General features: G+C 38.7%; 20 protein-coding genes. 12 read left to right on the forward strand and 8 right to left on the reverse strand.

Features of this window, described 5'->3' with window-relative positions; all coding sequences use genetic code 11:
• Positions 1-39: 39 nt before the first annotated feature.
• From AB6N04_RS03625 to AB6N04_RS03640, 4 genes are all read right to left on the reverse strand, one after another.
• Positions 40-540, reverse strand: coding sequence for a siphovirus Gp157 family protein (locus AB6N04_RS03625; protein WP_042844832.1), 501 nt, complete (start codon positions 538-540; stop codon positions 40-42).
• Complete coding sequence (locus AB6N04_RS03630; RefSeq protein ID WP_369310564.1) at positions 540-2483, reverse strand: hypothetical protein; 1944 nt, start codon at positions 2481-2483, stop codon at positions 540-542. The genes AB6N04_RS03625 and AB6N04_RS03630 overlap by 1 nt, the downstream gene beginning before the upstream one ends.
• A 12-nt stretch (positions 2484-2495) precedes the next feature.
• Positions 2496-2828, reverse strand: coding sequence for a hypothetical protein (locus AB6N04_RS03635; protein ID WP_369310565.1), 333 nt, complete (start codon positions 2826-2828; stop codon positions 2496-2498).
• Positions 2829-3464: 636 nt separating this feature from the next.
• Positions 3465-4163 (reverse strand): S24 family peptidase, encoded by a 699-nt coding sequence (locus AB6N04_RS03640; RefSeq protein WP_096863465.1) that lies wholly within the window; start codon positions 4161-4163, stop codon positions 3465-3467.
• Between the two features lie 106 nt (positions 4164-4269).
• Here AB6N04_RS03640 and AB6N04_RS03645 point away from each other — a divergent pair, with 106 nt between their 5' ends.
• From AB6N04_RS03645 to AB6N04_RS03665, 5 genes are read left to right on the forward strand one after another with little or no spacing between them, the layout of a single operon-like run.
• Complete coding sequence (locus AB6N04_RS03645; protein ID WP_140178354.1) at positions 4270-4515, forward strand: YdaS family helix-turn-helix protein; 246 nt, start codon at positions 4270-4272, stop codon at positions 4513-4515.
• 44 nt (positions 4516-4559) lie between these two features.
• Positions 4560-5015, forward strand: a complete 456-nt coding sequence (locus AB6N04_RS03650) for a toxin YdaT family protein (RefSeq protein ID WP_369310566.1) — start codon at positions 4560-4562, stop codon at positions 5013-5015.
• A gap of 17 nt (positions 5016-5032) precedes the next feature.
• The gene (locus AB6N04_RS03655) at positions 5033-5257 is read left to right on the forward strand and encodes a hypothetical protein (RefSeq protein ID WP_369310568.1); all 225 of its coding nucleotides are present in this window, start codon (positions 5033-5035) and stop codon (positions 5255-5257) included.
• 1 nt (position 5258) lies between these two features.
• Positions 5259-6089 (forward strand): replication protein, encoded by an 831-nt coding sequence (locus tag AB6N04_RS03660; protein ID WP_369310569.1) that lies wholly within the window; start codon positions 5259-5261, stop codon positions 6087-6089.
• The gene (locus AB6N04_RS03665; protein WP_369310570.1) at positions 6079-7488 is read left to right on the forward strand and encodes a replicative DNA helicase; all 1410 of its coding nucleotides are present in this window, start codon (positions 6079-6081) and stop codon (positions 7486-7488) included. The genes AB6N04_RS03660 and AB6N04_RS03665 overlap by 11 nt, the downstream gene beginning before the upstream one ends.
• A 62-nt stretch (positions 7489-7550) precedes the next feature.
• Here the strand turns inward: AB6N04_RS03665 and AB6N04_RS03670 are convergent, their stop codons facing one another.
• Together AB6N04_RS03670 and AB6N04_RS03675 are read right to left on the reverse strand one after the other, a co-directional pair.
• On the reverse strand, positions 7551-8291 hold the full coding sequence (locus tag AB6N04_RS03670; RefSeq protein WP_369310571.1) for a hypothetical protein: 741 nt from the start codon (positions 8289-8291) through the stop codon (positions 7551-7553).
• On the reverse strand, positions 8288-9943 hold the full coding sequence (locus tag AB6N04_RS03675; protein ID WP_369310573.1) for an RNA-directed DNA polymerase: 1656 nt from the start codon (positions 9941-9943) through the stop codon (positions 8288-8290). Before AB6N04_RS03675 ends, AB6N04_RS03670 begins: the two co-directional genes overlap by 4 nt.
• A gap of 124 nt (positions 9944-10067) precedes the next feature.
• On the opposite strand from AB6N04_RS03675, the gene AB6N04_RS03680 reads away from it, so the two are divergent.
• The 3 genes from AB6N04_RS03680 to AB6N04_RS03690 are packed head-to-tail and all read left to right on the forward strand — an operon-like array spanning position 10068 to position 11508.
• Complete coding sequence (locus AB6N04_RS03680; protein WP_369310574.1) at positions 10068-10661, forward strand: DUF1367 family protein; 594 nt, start codon at positions 10068-10070, stop codon at positions 10659-10661.
• Between the two features lie 11 nt (positions 10662-10672).
• A complete protein-coding gene (locus AB6N04_RS03685; protein WP_369310575.1) occupies positions 10673-10987 on the forward strand; it encodes a Ref family recombination enhancement nuclease in 315 nt (104 codons plus the stop codon).
• On the forward strand, positions 10975-11508 hold the full coding sequence (locus AB6N04_RS03690) for an antiterminator Q family protein (RefSeq protein ID WP_369310576.1): 534 nt from the start codon (positions 10975-10977) through the stop codon (positions 11506-11508). The genes AB6N04_RS03685 and AB6N04_RS03690 overlap by 13 nt, the downstream gene beginning before the upstream one ends.
• A gap of 112 nt (positions 11509-11620) precedes the next feature.
• Here the strand turns inward: AB6N04_RS03690 and AB6N04_RS03695 are convergent, their stop codons facing one another.
• Positions 11621-11974 carry a hypothetical protein gene (locus AB6N04_RS03695; RefSeq protein ID WP_272579231.1) on the reverse strand — a complete coding sequence of 118 codons (354 nt, stop codon included), beginning with the start codon at positions 11972-11974 and terminating at the stop codon, positions 11621-11623.
• Between the two features lie 137 nt (positions 11975-12111).
• Here AB6N04_RS03695 and AB6N04_RS03700 point away from each other — a divergent pair, with 137 nt between their 5' ends.
• Genes AB6N04_RS03700 through AB6N04_RS03715 form a run of 4 tightly spaced genes read left to right on the forward strand, consistent with a single transcriptional unit; the run spans position 12112 to position 13476 of the window.
• Positions 12112-12381, forward strand: coding sequence for an HP1 family phage holin (locus AB6N04_RS03700; protein ID WP_369310578.1), 270 nt, complete (start codon positions 12112-12114; stop codon positions 12379-12381).
• Positions 12381-12851 carry a lysozyme gene (locus tag AB6N04_RS03705; RefSeq protein ID WP_369310579.1) on the forward strand — a complete coding sequence of 157 codons (471 nt, stop codon included), beginning with the start codon at positions 12381-12383 and terminating at the stop codon, positions 12849-12851. The genes AB6N04_RS03700 and AB6N04_RS03705 overlap by 1 nt, the downstream gene beginning before the upstream one ends.
• Complete coding sequence (locus tag AB6N04_RS03710; protein WP_369310580.1) at positions 12833-13006, forward strand: hypothetical protein; 174 nt, start codon at positions 12833-12835, stop codon at positions 13004-13006. Before AB6N04_RS03705 ends, AB6N04_RS03710 begins: the two co-directional genes overlap by 19 nt.
• 20 nt (positions 13007-13026) lie before the next feature.
• Entirely contained in the window at positions 13027-13476 is a 450-nt protein-coding gene (locus tag AB6N04_RS03715) for a lysis protein (protein ID WP_369310581.1), read from the forward strand.
• A gap of 862 nt (positions 13477-14338) precedes the next feature.
• Here AB6N04_RS03715 and AB6N04_RS03720 read toward each other — a convergent pair.
• Complete coding sequence (locus AB6N04_RS03720) at positions 14339-14470, reverse strand: entericidin A/B family lipoprotein (protein ID WP_048607741.1); 132 nt, start codon at positions 14468-14470, stop codon at positions 14339-14341.
• Between the last annotated feature and the right edge of the window lie 355 nt (positions 14471-14825).

A 14825-nucleotide genomic window follows, 5' to 3' on the forward strand; every position in this document is an offset into this window, starting at 1 on the left:
ATCTCCTGATAATGCGCCCATTGCTGGGCGCTATATTGATCAACGAACCATTAATGAACGGTCACCAACTTCTAAGTGAGCACCAGGTATTTCAATACCATTTTCAATTGCTTCTTTAATGCGTTTTTTATCAGGGGCTGTAATGGTCTGAACATCGACCAATTCATCGGGCAAAGCTGCCTCGTTATCGATGATGACGCGCACAACACCGGCACGAGCTGTAAAGGTGTTTTTAGTGGTTTTTAACTTGTCTTTGCCTGATGTTAACAAGCAATCCAATGCATATTTTTTCAAGTTCTTAACTTGGTTTTCGAATGATTTTTTACGATCAGCCAAACGTTTTGATTCTTCATCCAGTGTTTTGGCTTGCCCCTCTAAATTACGGGCATGAAGCATAATTGCATCCAGTTTGTCGCCTAATTCACACTCGATGCCCTCTAAGGTATCGGCGACATCTTCTGCGGTGAATTCACCTGTTTCGACGAGTTGTTGTAATTTGCTGTAGTCAGCAGCCATTGCAATAGCAGTTGTCTTGGTCATTAGATTGCCTCTTCTTTTTGTTTCAGTTGGTCTAAACACTCTTTTTCAATTTCATTTAGCCGGCGCAAACGGCCGTTTAAATATTTTTCATATTCACTGTCGCCACGTTGTTTGGCCAACTTGGCATGCGTTGAAATTTCGCGGGTGAGAGTAGATGTGATTCCGCGTAATTCGTTTAGCGTCACTGCACTGCGCATAGTTTCAGTGTGTCGCGTGAACTTCTCGTCTAACTCTTTGCGAATGCGGGTCGCATCTTCAGCGTTATCGCTGGCGGCTTTGATTTCATACTCAAGCTTATTACTCGCCACATATTCAGGGTTATCATGCATTCCCATAAATACGTCAGAACTAAAGCCCAGCATGGAAAGTGCTTTTTTGATTGAGTCGGTGAGTGATTTTTTTATCACTTCACTGTCCGTCCTTATTCCTTGCTTGGTCTGATAGCGATAAGGTGTGGCACCGTAGCTCTCAAACTCACCACGAGTTTCGCCTTCGATGATGTACCAAAAGCGGATCTTGATTGAGTGATTTTGTTCAAAGAGTAATGTTCCATCCCCATCACGCAGGAACCTCATTGCGACTTGTTTATGGTGGGCATCGAGTACGGGCTCGACAAGCGGCTTCCCATCAATCATTTTTTCTTCAATGATTTCATAACCCCAGCCTTCACCTATGGGGCCAAATATTTCAGTCGCACGCATAAACATGTAGGTGCTGTTGATACTGGTACCAACAAAGCCCATGCCATCAAGTGGTTTGGTAAAGCGTGAATCAGTACGTTGTACTTGCTTCCAAATATTAAGGTGGTTTGTATTACCGCTATTAAGCACCTCATCAAGTACCGCTGCACGTTGTTCAAAGTCATCTTGTTCATTGGTAACAGGCTCAGTAATAACAGGTACTTCAATCACAGCCGGCTCAGGTTCTTTTTCTACTTTAGCCGGTGTGTCTTTTTTCTTACTGGCGCGTTTTGGTTTTTCTGTTTTAGCCGGTTTGGCATCTAAATTATCAACTGCAAAACGACCACTACCGAGTGAAGTTACCTTAGGGCTATTGGTACCAAGTTTTGAATCAATAAACGCTTTACGGGCATTAGCATCATCAAATAGTTCGGGCTTTTTGCGTGCCTCAGCCACTAGTGCAAAGATGTTCTCGCGAGGGATATCTAGAACACTAGGGAAGGTACGTAAATCCATTGATAAACGTTTCCATGCTTTATCTTCAGCGTTGATGAGTTCTTTTGCTTTGCGAATATCTGCACTTTTTGCATCGCTTGGTTTAATATCCAAGAGTGCGAGGGCAATTTCGAGATCAAGTGCGGCATAATCACGTTTAAGGACAGGCTCATCCTCAACGGGAGGAAGTTCAGGTTCCTCGGTTAACCAACTTTCACCAAGCGCCTTAGCTTCTTCGACGGTGACATTATCATCAGCATACTCATAAACTGCCTGCGCAATTTCCATTGTTTCATCGGCATCCATTAATGACACTTTGGTAATTTCAGCAAGGCCAGTGGCGATATTGCGAATTTTAGGGGCAGCTTTACTTTCACTAAGATGGTTCAATGTATAAGTGAATTCTTGATCCGTTATTTGAGTTTTACCAAATAGTAGTAAAGCGGCTACGCGAGGTTTAGTGGCCAGCTTTTTAAATTCTTTATATTTAATGGGTTGCCATTTTTCACCGTCAAATTCATTTTCAACAGCAAATTTCTCATCAAACTTATCGAGTGCAGGGCGAGGGGAACCTACAGCATCTTCACAAATAATCGGCTCATCGATATTAAAGTTATCCATGGAATCAGGGTAAGCTTCCGATAGCTTAATCATTGCTGTTGCTGCCGCAATTTTGGCATTCGCTGCATTGAAAGCGATGGTTAAAGGTACAGCACCATTGGTTCGAGCCTCGGTCGTAGGCTCAAATACACAGATAAAAGTTGTCATTGGTCTTGCCTCTTAATAAGGGATTTGTTCGTCAGTTTTAGAAATGGGTTTGCCTTCTAAACACAGCAACATTTGGATCTGGTCTTCCAGTAAGCTTGATTTCACCTGCGCATCAGCAAGAATTTTGTTCTGCTCTGCTTTAAGCGCGTCTATTTCTGACTGAACAAGTTCTGCATTGGTTGGTTCTGTAAAAGGAATTTCGGTAGTATGTTCAGCAATAACAAAGCCTAAACCAGATTCAATATCATATTTGAATGGATAAGGGCGGTATTTGTATGAACCGTCAAATTGCTTTTGTGCGTGGATATAAAGCGTAACACTTAGGGTTTTAGGTTGTGCTTTCATAGCAGCTCCTTGGTTGGTCTTGTCTCGATAATTAAGGCTATTGTGCTTTTATGCGCAATCTTCTATAATTTGGTCTTGGTCAGCGCCGGTTGGCGTTGGTCTTGCCTCGAACACACACTAGTCACTGTGTTCAAAATCTCAGTAACTTTGGTCGGTTACTGGGGTAAAGGAACCCACTTCGGTGGGTTTTTTTACGCCTTCAATTAGGTGCTCGTCTTTCCGAGCCGTCAGGTCTGGTCTTGCTTCGTAGCTTTGGTCGGTAATTCTGAGTAAAAATATCACCGTAGTGTCTATCTTTACGTTTCTAATTTGTTGCCCGTCTTTCCGGGCTGTCAGGTTTTGCTTCGAGCACACGTCAAAAATTTTCCCTGGTACTGCTAAAAAATTGCCGTTATATCGTGGTAATCATGGTCAGTCGCTATGAGTGTGACGGTTCCCCTACGACATAACAGCAAAACTAAATTTGGTTTGAACACCTGACTAAACACTTGCTGTGTTGTTTGTCTTGAAACCCAATCTACAAGTTTAGATTGAATTAATCAAGTGTTATTTACAAAATAAACTTGTAACTATGAGCGTAAAAAATTACAAGAAGAGTTAACTTCTTGTAATCGATATTGAATTTTTGGCTTTTATTTATGCGTAACGCTTGTAGGTTTTTGTTTGACTAAGAAGGACTTTGCCTGCGATATGAAACTGTTCTTCATCTTCCTTGGCAATATGCCAATCACGGTATTTTGTGTTATCTGATATGACAGTTAATTCATTTTTAATCATTTGTAATCGCTTGATATGCAGTGTCTGGCCAAACACAAATACATAAACGCCATCACCATCAAAATAGTTTATATGGATATCAATGAATACTTGGTCACCAGGGCTGATAGTATCATGCATGCTATCACCAGCAACGGTGATCATTTTTATATTAGAACTAGGTCGATTACCAAATAACTTTAGGGCTTCATCTGTAGAGTATTCGATAGAACGGATGGTTTCAGTAAATTCACCTTTAGTGATAATACCTGGTCCTGCACTTGCCTCAATATCAAGATGTTCAACAAGATAAGAGTCGGCCGAAATCCTAGTAAAAACTGGTTTTTCTGTTGATTCAGCTGCAGCATCATCCATAAAAAACCAATGTTCTGGATAGCCCGTAATTGAAGACAGTGATGCTAAATTATTACCTCGAGGTGCTGTTTTTCCACTTACCCAAAATTGTACAGATTGAGGGCTAACACCAATACGCCGAGCAAGCTCAGATTGTGACCAACCCCGCTCAGTTAAGGCTTGGTTGATTCTAGAGGCTGAAATTTCATTCGGATTCTTTTTCATATAAATCATCTTACAAGAGTTCCTTGTAGTTATCACTTCAAGAAAAACTTGAAATTCACGTATGTTTGATTGTAAGATTAACTTGTAATCATTTAAGGAGACGGAAATGACACCACTTGTAAAAAGTAAAATTAATAACCTAGCTAATCAGTCAGAGATAGCGAGACGATTAGGAACAAAACCACAAACGGTTAATTTATGGTTTAAAAATGGAGTCCCAGCACAAAAGGTTTTGAGTTTATGTGAATGCCTTGGATGGGATATAACTCCCCATGAAGTTGCACCAGATATTTACCCAAACCCTTACGACGGCTTACCCAATGAGCCATCAGTATTACAGCTATCAGATTAAAAAACTGATTATTCATAATCAATTTTGCGACAGGAGACGCAGAGATGAGTTTTGATATCGATATTGTCCGCTCCGAAATTGAGAGCTGGGCTACAGAACACGGTCAAGAGCACGTAGCGATTGAGATAAGCCGTGCGTATTTGCAGATCACGCGAGACAAATCACAGAGCCGCTTACATATGATTGAAGATGAACGAGGGCAAGCGGATTGGAAAGCGATTAATAACAACCGACAGCAGATATTTCGCTGGTTACGAGGTGATTCGAACGCATCAATGAAGAAATTAGCAGAGCTGATGCCAGCGATAGAAATGGCGTTGCCGGCTTCGAGGTTAGCTCGAGTACGTGGCGATACTAAAAACTATTTAGCATCAGTGGCCATACAGCGATTTGCAGAAGCTATGACCGAAATTTTATTAGAGGGGCGTGACATGTCACACCGAATAAATAATGCCGTTAACGCACTCAATGCAATATCACGCCCGACCAGCGTGCACTAATTCAAGAGGCTAGACCAATGCTAAGAACGACGGAATTGATTACCTACTGTAATGGTTTTTTATTGAATGGAAAGCCAGCAGACAGAAAACAAATTGAAGATATTTTCGAGGGAAGAAGGGCAGTAGCACTCAATATTGTCATGCAGTACAAACAACAAAAACAAAAGCTGCTTTTAAAGGAACTGACGCCCGAGCAGTACCAGAACGCTTGCCGTGATATCGCGAAAGCGCTGGGGGTGTGAAATGAGACCATCAGATTTGTTGCTCGATTTTGGGCGGCCAGTGGCTTACTACCCTGGTCTAGTTAAACGCTTTGGTAGCGTCAATGCGGTGATATTTTTCAGCCAGATATTTTATTGGCAGGATAAAACTGATTCCGAATTAGGGGTCTATAAGTCTTCTGAGGATATTACGGCCGAAACGGGGTTAAGCTATCGTGAGCAACTCACGGCAAGAAAACATCTTGTGAAACGTGGGATTTTAATTGAAACGGATAGGCGTCTAGAACACAAAATATATTACCGTATAGATTGCGAGCAACTTGACCAAATTATGACACAACCTATTGATAATCTCCCAAATGCGCAAAGCGCAATCGGGGAAAGTCACTATGGGGATTTGGCGAAACAACAAAATGAACAGCCGCCACAAGACAAATTCGACGGTGGCGGTGAAACAAATCCGCAGTTCGATCCTACAGAGATTACAACAGAGAGTACTACAGAGAATACTAATGGTACGTCAGGTCGTGCTGACGAACCCAATCCATCATCAAAAATAAAATTAGATTATGGCTCTATCCTTGAGGCTTATCACTGCATTCTGCCTGATATGCCATCGGTTAAAGTGATGACTGATGCACGAAAACGGATGCTGAGAAACTTTTGGCTAAAATTTAAATTTAACCAGGAACGTTGGGAAAATTACTTGTCGTACATTTCGAATCATTGTCGCTGGATGACTGAAGATCGTGATAACGGCCGAGGAGGTTTATGGCGACGCAAAAACTTGGATTACCTGATCACTGAACGCTGCTACGTGGCGGTCAAGGAGGAGCGAGCCAATGACAAATAATTATTTTGCTCCTCCCTGTAACCTTGAAGCTGAACAAGCGGTTTTAGGTGGTTTGATGATTAGCACAGACGAAGATAAGCGTCAGCATGTTATTTCGCTAATTAAACCTGAATCATTCTATCAGTGGTCACATAATCGGATTTTTGCAGAGATAGTTCGACTGATTAAAACCAATCAGCCTACTGATGTAATTACCGTAAGCGATGCGCTAACAGCTAATGGCGATTTAGACAATGTTGGTGGATTCGCCTATGTCGCTGAGCTTTGTATGTTACCAACAGCAGCAAACATAGTAAATTATGCACGGATCATTCGTGACAAGGCGATACAGCGTTATGCGATTAACAACCTCAACACCTGCGTTGAAATGTTGATGGCCAATGATGGCCTTGAAGTAAATAATAAACTGGCCAACGTCCAGCAGGTGGTATCAAGTATCATTGAGCATGCTAAAACAGGTAAGAGTAAGGGGCTTAGACCAGCTCGTGATGTAGTAGGCGACTGGGTCGAGGAAGTTGAAAGGCGTTTTGATGATCCGACGAATGCTGCTGGTTTTACTTTAGGTATCGAATCACTTGATGATTTAATGGCTCCTAAGCAAGCGCTAAGAGGATCTCTAATTGTCGTGGGCGCTAGACCTAAAATGGGCAAAACCGCGTTCTACAACCGTGTAGCGACTCATTTTGCTTTAAATCACAGATTACCTACGTTGTTATTCAGCCTTGAAATGACTGACCGAGGGATCATTGAGCGCATGATCGCGCAAGAGGGCGGTGTTTCTTCAGATATTTTCTATACTGGCGCTCATGATGAAATGGAAATGGCGAGAGCATTGGCAAGAGCTGAAGAAATCGCCGAGTCTAACATGTATATCGACAGCTCTCCGGGGGTTGATTTACATCATATCATTGCAGAGTGCCGTAAAATTAAACGCATTAAGGGGCAGGTAGGCTTAATCGCAGTTGATTACTTAACACTCATCAAAGCTGCCCCAGCAGAACGCCGCGATATTGCCTACGGTGACATTACAACAGGTTTAAAAAACTTAGCCAAGGAAATGGATTGTGTGGTCCTGTTACTCACTCAGCTTAACCGAAAACTGGAAGAACGAGCAGATAAACGACCGACACCTGCAGATAGCCGAGATACAGGACAAATTGAGCAAGATTGTGATGTTTGGATCGGCCTATACCGTGATGCGGTTTATAACAACAATGCAGATAAATCGCTGATGGAAATTATTCTTCGTTTAAATCGTGATGGTAATACTGGAACGGCTTATGGGCAGTTGGTGGACTCGTATATCAAAAACATTAGCCAAAATGAGGCTGAAAGATTGTTGTTTAAGGAGCAGGAAAAAGGAAGAGGATATTCAAAGAAAGGGACGCAGGCTTTTTAATTTAATACATTGTGGTTAATTTTATCCACAATGTATTAAATCTACACATTCATTGATATAACTTAAAAAGCATATTCTTCAATGAAATTATTATCAGTTACATATTTTTGAATTTCTGAATATAATTCTGTACAACTTAGTGCACTTATATTCAAACAGAAGCTCTCAACGTCTTCTGAAAAAGAAATTCCCATTCTGGGATTGAATAGTTCTATTCTTTCAATTTTATAAGGAATATTTGAATAATGATTTAATGTTAAGTATATTACTATCTGCCGTATATCAGTTAAGCTAAATTTTCTTTCTCCAGATTTTATTTCAGTCAGTGTATCGTTATGAATTAAATCACCATAAGATGGGTTGATAAAGCCACACCCATCAAAGCATGGATCTATGCATATTGATTTTGTTTCTTTTATGAAATGGTTATACATTAGTTTAAACAATCTATTTACTTGTGTTAATTCATCATTGTTTAACGGTAATAAGAAATCTTTTCCATAGCTGAAATTTGATAAATACTCTAATGAATTTTCCATTATCAATTTAAATTCATTTCCTTTTAGAAATGAAGGGGTTGATAATAAATCGAATTTTGTTTTTTGGTTAATTAACTCTCTTAGCATATAAAATGATAAAGTATTAATTAATGCTATATTTTGCTTTCTTGGTGTTAGAGGAAAAGGACTATACTCTGCTTTTAATAATCCTCCATTGATTAGTCTAACGTAGTTTTTGGCGTTAGGTAAAACTTCATTCCAGAATGAAGTGAATTTTTTAGAGAATGTAACCTCCGAAATCATAATGCATCCCCTAGATTTTTATCTGATTTACGTTTAGCTCCCCAAGACTTATATAGCTTATCTATAAAACTAAATTTTTCTTTATTATGTTCTTGCCAGTGTTTTCCCTCATCGCCAAGTAAATATGAAGAAACAATAAATAATCTTCTTTGCCACGAAGACATGGTTGGAAAATTTCTTCTTAATTCTGATAACCAGTAAAAAATATTCCACTTGGCCATTGCTTGAGTTATTAATAGATTGATTAATATACTATCACTGTTTGATTTGTATAAATCTATTAATATTATTTGATTTTCTACAGTATTTTCTTTTGAAAGTAATTTTATTATAAAGGAGAGATTTAACTCAATCTTTAATATAAATGAATCACTATTTATTAGCTCTATTATTTTTGCATTGATAATATTTTTAGTTTCCAAATCGAAGCGTTGCCAACTAGATATGGCTACTTGAATAATAGTATTAAATATAGGATATAATTCATTTATGCTATTGAACATTACCTTAAATGCATCAGATAAAACTTTATCTGATGTCATACTTAAAGATTTAACAAGCTGCTTTGTAAATGGTTGGTTTATCTTTGATTTTTGAAGTTCGTCACTTAGCATTCCAAGTAAATCAAATTCTTTTAATGATTCTTTAATTTCCTCATACTGCTCATTAGCGTTTTGCGAGTATGGGTCATATCTAATAGGTAAACTCATGAATTTAGCTTTAACTGGAGAACCGATATCGTCAGAACTACCAAGTAGTTTAGATTGAGTTAGAGATATAAATTCATCTTTAGATAAAATGTTTGTTTTATGCTTTTGTAAAGTTAACCCCTCATTTTCCATTAATTTTTTACTAAGTAAAGTTAATATCGAATGAGCATCTTCCTTAGTGTTACAAAATATAATAAAGTCATCAACATATCTTTTGAATTTAATACTGTTAATTAATAGTAAATGATCTAAACTATCTAATGCTAGCTCTGCTAATATTCTTGAGGCTGGACCTCCGACAGGTAATCCATAAGAATTTGTACCAGAGAATATTTGCATCATTTTTTTGATTTTTGAAGATATATTTTTATGTGGGTCTATTCTATCAAGCGCGTTTTCTAGTCTATGGTGATAAATTCTAGTATAGAAATCTGCTATATCACAAGTTACTATATAATTAATATTGTCGTCTGATTTAGCAAGCTCTAAGCTATCTTCTTGAAATTTTCGCCACGTGATTTTTTTACAAAATAAAGAGCCTGAAGTAAAGTCAGGGGCGAATCTATATGAATAAACACAATTTTCGTCGACCCTATTTTCTTCAATCTCAGATGCTATGGATAAAATTATTCCTAAAAAATATGCATTCCAATATGGATCAATCTGAGTTGCCCACCTGTACCCATTGTACCCAACTGTAGAGCATGTGCTTATATTTATAGGTGGGCATTCATTGATATGTTCAGAAAAATTCTTATGTGTTTCCTTTAAGGCTACTAAAATCTGTTCAAACAAATCATCAAACATTCTTGTTTCATATGGATAAGGAAAAATATCAGTATCACCAAAATTAATTATATTTTTAATAGCTAAAGCAAACGCTGATTCTAAATCGTTTTTTTTATATTTAAATGTATTTTGGTCTATTGGTTTTCTAGCCATGATGTTCTCAAGTTTTATATGTTGTTAGTTAGCCTAATATAGTAATTATATCAATATTCTTATACAATAAGAACTGGCTTGAACACCCAATCTTAACTCTTGCTGTGTCTACTGAGAGAAACGTATGGCACAGCATAGCTTTATCAAAATGTCTAACGACACTCTTGTACCGGCTAATCCAGCGGCAAGGGATTTTTTACATTCCAAAATCAAGTGTGGTGATGTGCTTTCGGCTGATTTCAAGAAAGCTCGCAATCCACGATTTCATCGCAAGTACTTCGCATTACTTAACCTCGGATATGAATACTGGGAACCAATTGGCGGTACCATTTCACCTGAAGAAAAAGAGCTGGTTCGCGGTTACGTTAAATTCCTCGCTTACTACACCGATAACGACGATGCTCTCCAATCCGCTGCTGATGTTTATCTCGATGAGATAGCACAGAAACGTGCTCACAATATCTCAGCAACCAAATCCTTTGATGCTTTCCGCTATTGGGTGGTAGAGCAATCTGGCCATTATGAAACCTTTGAAATGCCAGACGGTAGTCTACGCCGTGTAGCCAAATCAATCAGCTTTGCCAAAATGGATGACCTAGCCTTTGGCGAACTCTACAAATCAACCCTCGATGTGCTTTGGAACTTCATTTTATTTCGTAAATTCCCCACTCAAGAAGCTGCTGAAAATGCGGCGGCTCAGTTATTAGATTTTACCTAGAGGCAAGACCAATGACCAAAAAATCAAAGGCTAAAGAAGATAAACAGTGGCTATCGGATGTAGCAGAACTTGGCTGCATTTGCTGCCGTAATATGGGGTATGGAGCAAGCCCCGCGGAAATCCATCATGTAAGAACGGGGCAGGGAATGGCACAGAGAGCTAGTCATAGAGATGTCTTGCCATTATGTCCGCCTCATCACAGACCTGCTTATGATACTGGTTTTCATGCAGCGCCTAAAACATGGCAAAAAATTCACGGTACCGAAACCGAACTACTTGAGCAAACCAAAAGAGAAGTCATGGAGCTGCGCGCATGTCGAGTATAAAAAGTATTTCTGATGGACTTGTGCTCGATGAAGAGCAAGAAGCTTGGTTACAAGGCTGGCTATCCAAATTCGGTGCTTGGGTTTACAGTGGTAGATTAGATAAACGCCAAAGCAGTATCATCGCTGAATTTATGGCAACGGTAGAAAAACGTGATTATCCAGAAAGGGAAATGTGTAATGACGACGATGGAATGTTAATCACCAAGGTGGTCGATAAAATTTATCATATAGACCGAATTGCATTCACGTTATTGTTATTACGTTATGCCTTTGTGAGCTCTGACCGTGCCATTGCTCGTTATTATTATGGCATTGCACAGCCACGCCAGATGGTTCGCAGAAATCGCACGCTTGAATATCGAAAGCCCTCGATGGCCACATGTCGCCGTGAGGTAAAAGAAATCATTCGTTCTGCCGAGTATTTAATTTATCCACATCTCTATAATGCATTTATAATACGCGATAATGAGTGGAAAAAGAAAAGTAATAGTAAGAACGTGTTGACTTCTTTGATCCAATGAGCCACTATTTCAAGGTAAGTTGCCGTTTTAGTAACTGTGACTAACTAACCCAGCCAATGCGCTGGGTTTTTTGTTTTCTAAACCAAGTGAAAATTGCCGTTACCTTTATGGGTTACATGTCATCTACATGACCATTCATAGCAGCTCTAGTTCTAAATGTACGAATAGAAGTTGCTAGTTCGACGGATTCATTCCCTGATAGTACAACCCTACCTGCTGAGGTTGAAAGGTATAGCGTTGAAGAACCATCACTATTTACTGAAAATCCATGGTTACTTAGATATCCAACATACTCTTCTAGAACCACTGTGGCTAGTCTGGACCTACCAGTAGCATTCTTTATTTCATCATAGGTAATGATGAAATTGGCTTCATAGTTTGGTCCAAAGTCGCTTACTAATTGAAATAATGCAATTTTAAAGTTTCGAATGGAGCCATTAATAAAGAAAAGGTCTTGTGGTGACATGCCGCTTTCTCCTTTTAGGATATTTATAAATTCATACATCAACCGTGTATTGACATTGTTAGGTTGCTGGATTGAAAAGTCAATGATTATATTTTATTTTTGAAATTAATATTAGGCACTCCGTAGGGGGTGAAATCATGCGTATGGATAAATATAGCAACGCAGCCTACGGTAGTGCTGGGCTTACAGCATTTTTTGCTAGCTTATCGCTTTATGAGTGGGGCTTTATTATCGGGATGGCGTTTAGCATCCTTTTAGGTCTCGCTACCTTTTTTATGAATCGACGAGAGCAACGAAAGCGAACACGTTTATTTGAAGAACTTGTTAATAAAACCGATCATCTAAACCCCTCAGCTACTGCACGAAAAGCCGCCGAACTTATGGCGAAAGCACCTAAGGATATCTAATGTCACTCAAACAAAAACTAACTGTGCTTGTTAGCGCAGGGGCTTCGGCTATCGCTTTAACAGTGATTGCACATTTTGAAGGTGTTAGATATGAGCCTTATGAAGATGTGGGCGGGGTATTAACCGTTTGCTATGGGCATACAGGAAAAGACATTGTTCCGAATAAAGTTTATTCAAAAGAAGAATGCAACGAGCTGTTAGAACTGGATTTTATGAGAACCAAACTTCAGGTAGATCGCCTAGTTAAAGTTCCTGTTGATGAACATACAAAAGCCGCTCTTTATTCATTTGCTTTTAACGTTGGTACCGGCGCGTTCGCTAAGTCGACAATGCTTAAAAAGCTAAATGCAGGTGATCAATATGGTGCTTGTGAAGAATTTAAAAAATGGGTTTACGCTGGTGGCAAGGTATGGCGTGGACTTGTTAATCGCAGAGAAGCGGAGGCGGCCATATGTCATGGAAACCTGTAGTAGTTGTAATTTGCTTTATGCTACTCGCGATATCAATTATTGCTTTTGGCGCTTACCGTTTGACAGATAACACATGCGACATTGATAAGGTCAGTTTAGAAAAGCGCTGCCAGAAAGCTATCGATCACTACAAAGGCCGGCAAGTTAATTTTTAATCTTCTCTATGGTAACCGCCATGAATAAAGTCAGAGCATTGTTATTTATCGCTGCGTGGGTGGCCATATGGGGAATGTGGAAACAACACGAAAGGATAGGTGAGCTAAACGCAAAAAATGCCGAGTTGCTCGTTGAACTGACAGAGCAAGTCAAAATTAATGAAGATTACCAAGAACGTGTCCAATCTCTTTATGAACTCGATACAAAACATACTCAGGAATTAGCTAATGCAAAAATTCAAATTGATAAGTTGCGTATTGCTGCTGAGCGCAATCCTGAGCGGGTGTACATCAAAGCCAGTTGTAAAAAAGCCGAAGGCACTACCGCCTCCGGCATGGATGATGCAATCACCCCCCGACCTACTGACTCCGCTATCCGAAATTATTGGTTACTCAGAGAGCGAATTGCAGAATTAACACGAATGGTATTAGGGCTGCAAGATTATATTAGAACGGAGTGTTTACAGTGACTTACTCTGAGTTGATTAAAGATGCCTATTTAGAGATAGCCAAGAAAGCAATACGGGAAATTGAACAGCAACGACAGGTGATCAAATAAAAAAAGCCTACACAGCGGTAGGCTAAAAGATGTTGCGTTATACAATTGAATATCTCTTTAAACATAGTCGGTATTTCAAAGTATGCAAAATTATTTCTAAGTATTTTAAATTGATAGTCGATTAAGTGAACAATGAGCCTCCATTTGGGGGCTTTTTAGTAGCCAGATATTGAATAAGTCTCTCATCAGTCTTTAATCTGGTATGACCAGTAGTTAATAATTTGAAATATCTGGATTCATATCTACTCTTTAAGTACTTATAATTAGTGTAATTGGTTATACGAAAGTAGTATGAAAAACAGAAGTCAACAATTACTAAATGATTCAGCACTCTTAGATGTAAGAATTAGATATTTAGTCAAATTTATACGTAGTAGAGCGTTTAATAAGCTACCAGACAGCGAAAAAGGATTATTTGAGTCACAACTTTATTCAATGAAGACACTATCATCAATATTAAAAATGAGAGTAGGTATAGTAAATGATAGAAAATAATAATAAATAATAGCCAGCCTCATACGAGTTTTTTTATAAGGGGAATCTGGAAAATACAAAGTAACAACAAAGAAAAGCCCCTGTTCAGGGGCAAAATAAAATGAAGCAATAGTTTGAACACACTATCAGCATAGATGGTTTAAAAAGTTTTCATATGAATTAAGTGTAAGCAAATACGGAAAAGAAAATACGAATATGAGCCTCGTTAAAAGCTTAAGAAAATACTAGAAGGACAAAATAAACTTATCCTCTAGTATGTTAGTAAGAGAGTAGGATTTTTACTGGGCTGCTCTTTGTATTGCCTCTCCTCCGGCCTCTATGTCTTCACCAACACCTTTAGTGGTGTTGCAGGCAGTTAATGTGAAAGCAACCGCTAATGAGCAGATGAGGAAACTGATTTTTTTCAACATATTTTCTTCCTTTTAGTGTGAAGTTATAAGTTACAAAAGATCACTTTTAATTATAGCAGAACAATTTGATTACCATTTTTATCTGTATAGAGCTGCAATATTAATCCATGATATCTGTATGGGATTGGTATGGTTAGAGATACCTGACAAATGAAAATGAGCTGCTATATTTTAGGTGTTAATACTTTTTTGGTAATTAATCACATTAGTAATAAAGGGTACACTCTATGATATTAAAAGAGCTATTTATCCGTATGCTTTATGTTTTCCAATACTTAGTAGTTGGTTTTCTCTTGTTATTAACATCAATAGCCATACCAAACTGGTTAGGCAAGGCATCAGTCTTTTTTGTAGG

Source organism: Providencia rettgeri, assembly GCF_041075285.1.
Taxonomy (GTDB): Bacteria; Pseudomonadota; Gammaproteobacteria; order Enterobacterales; family Enterobacteriaceae; genus Providencia; species Providencia rettgeri_G.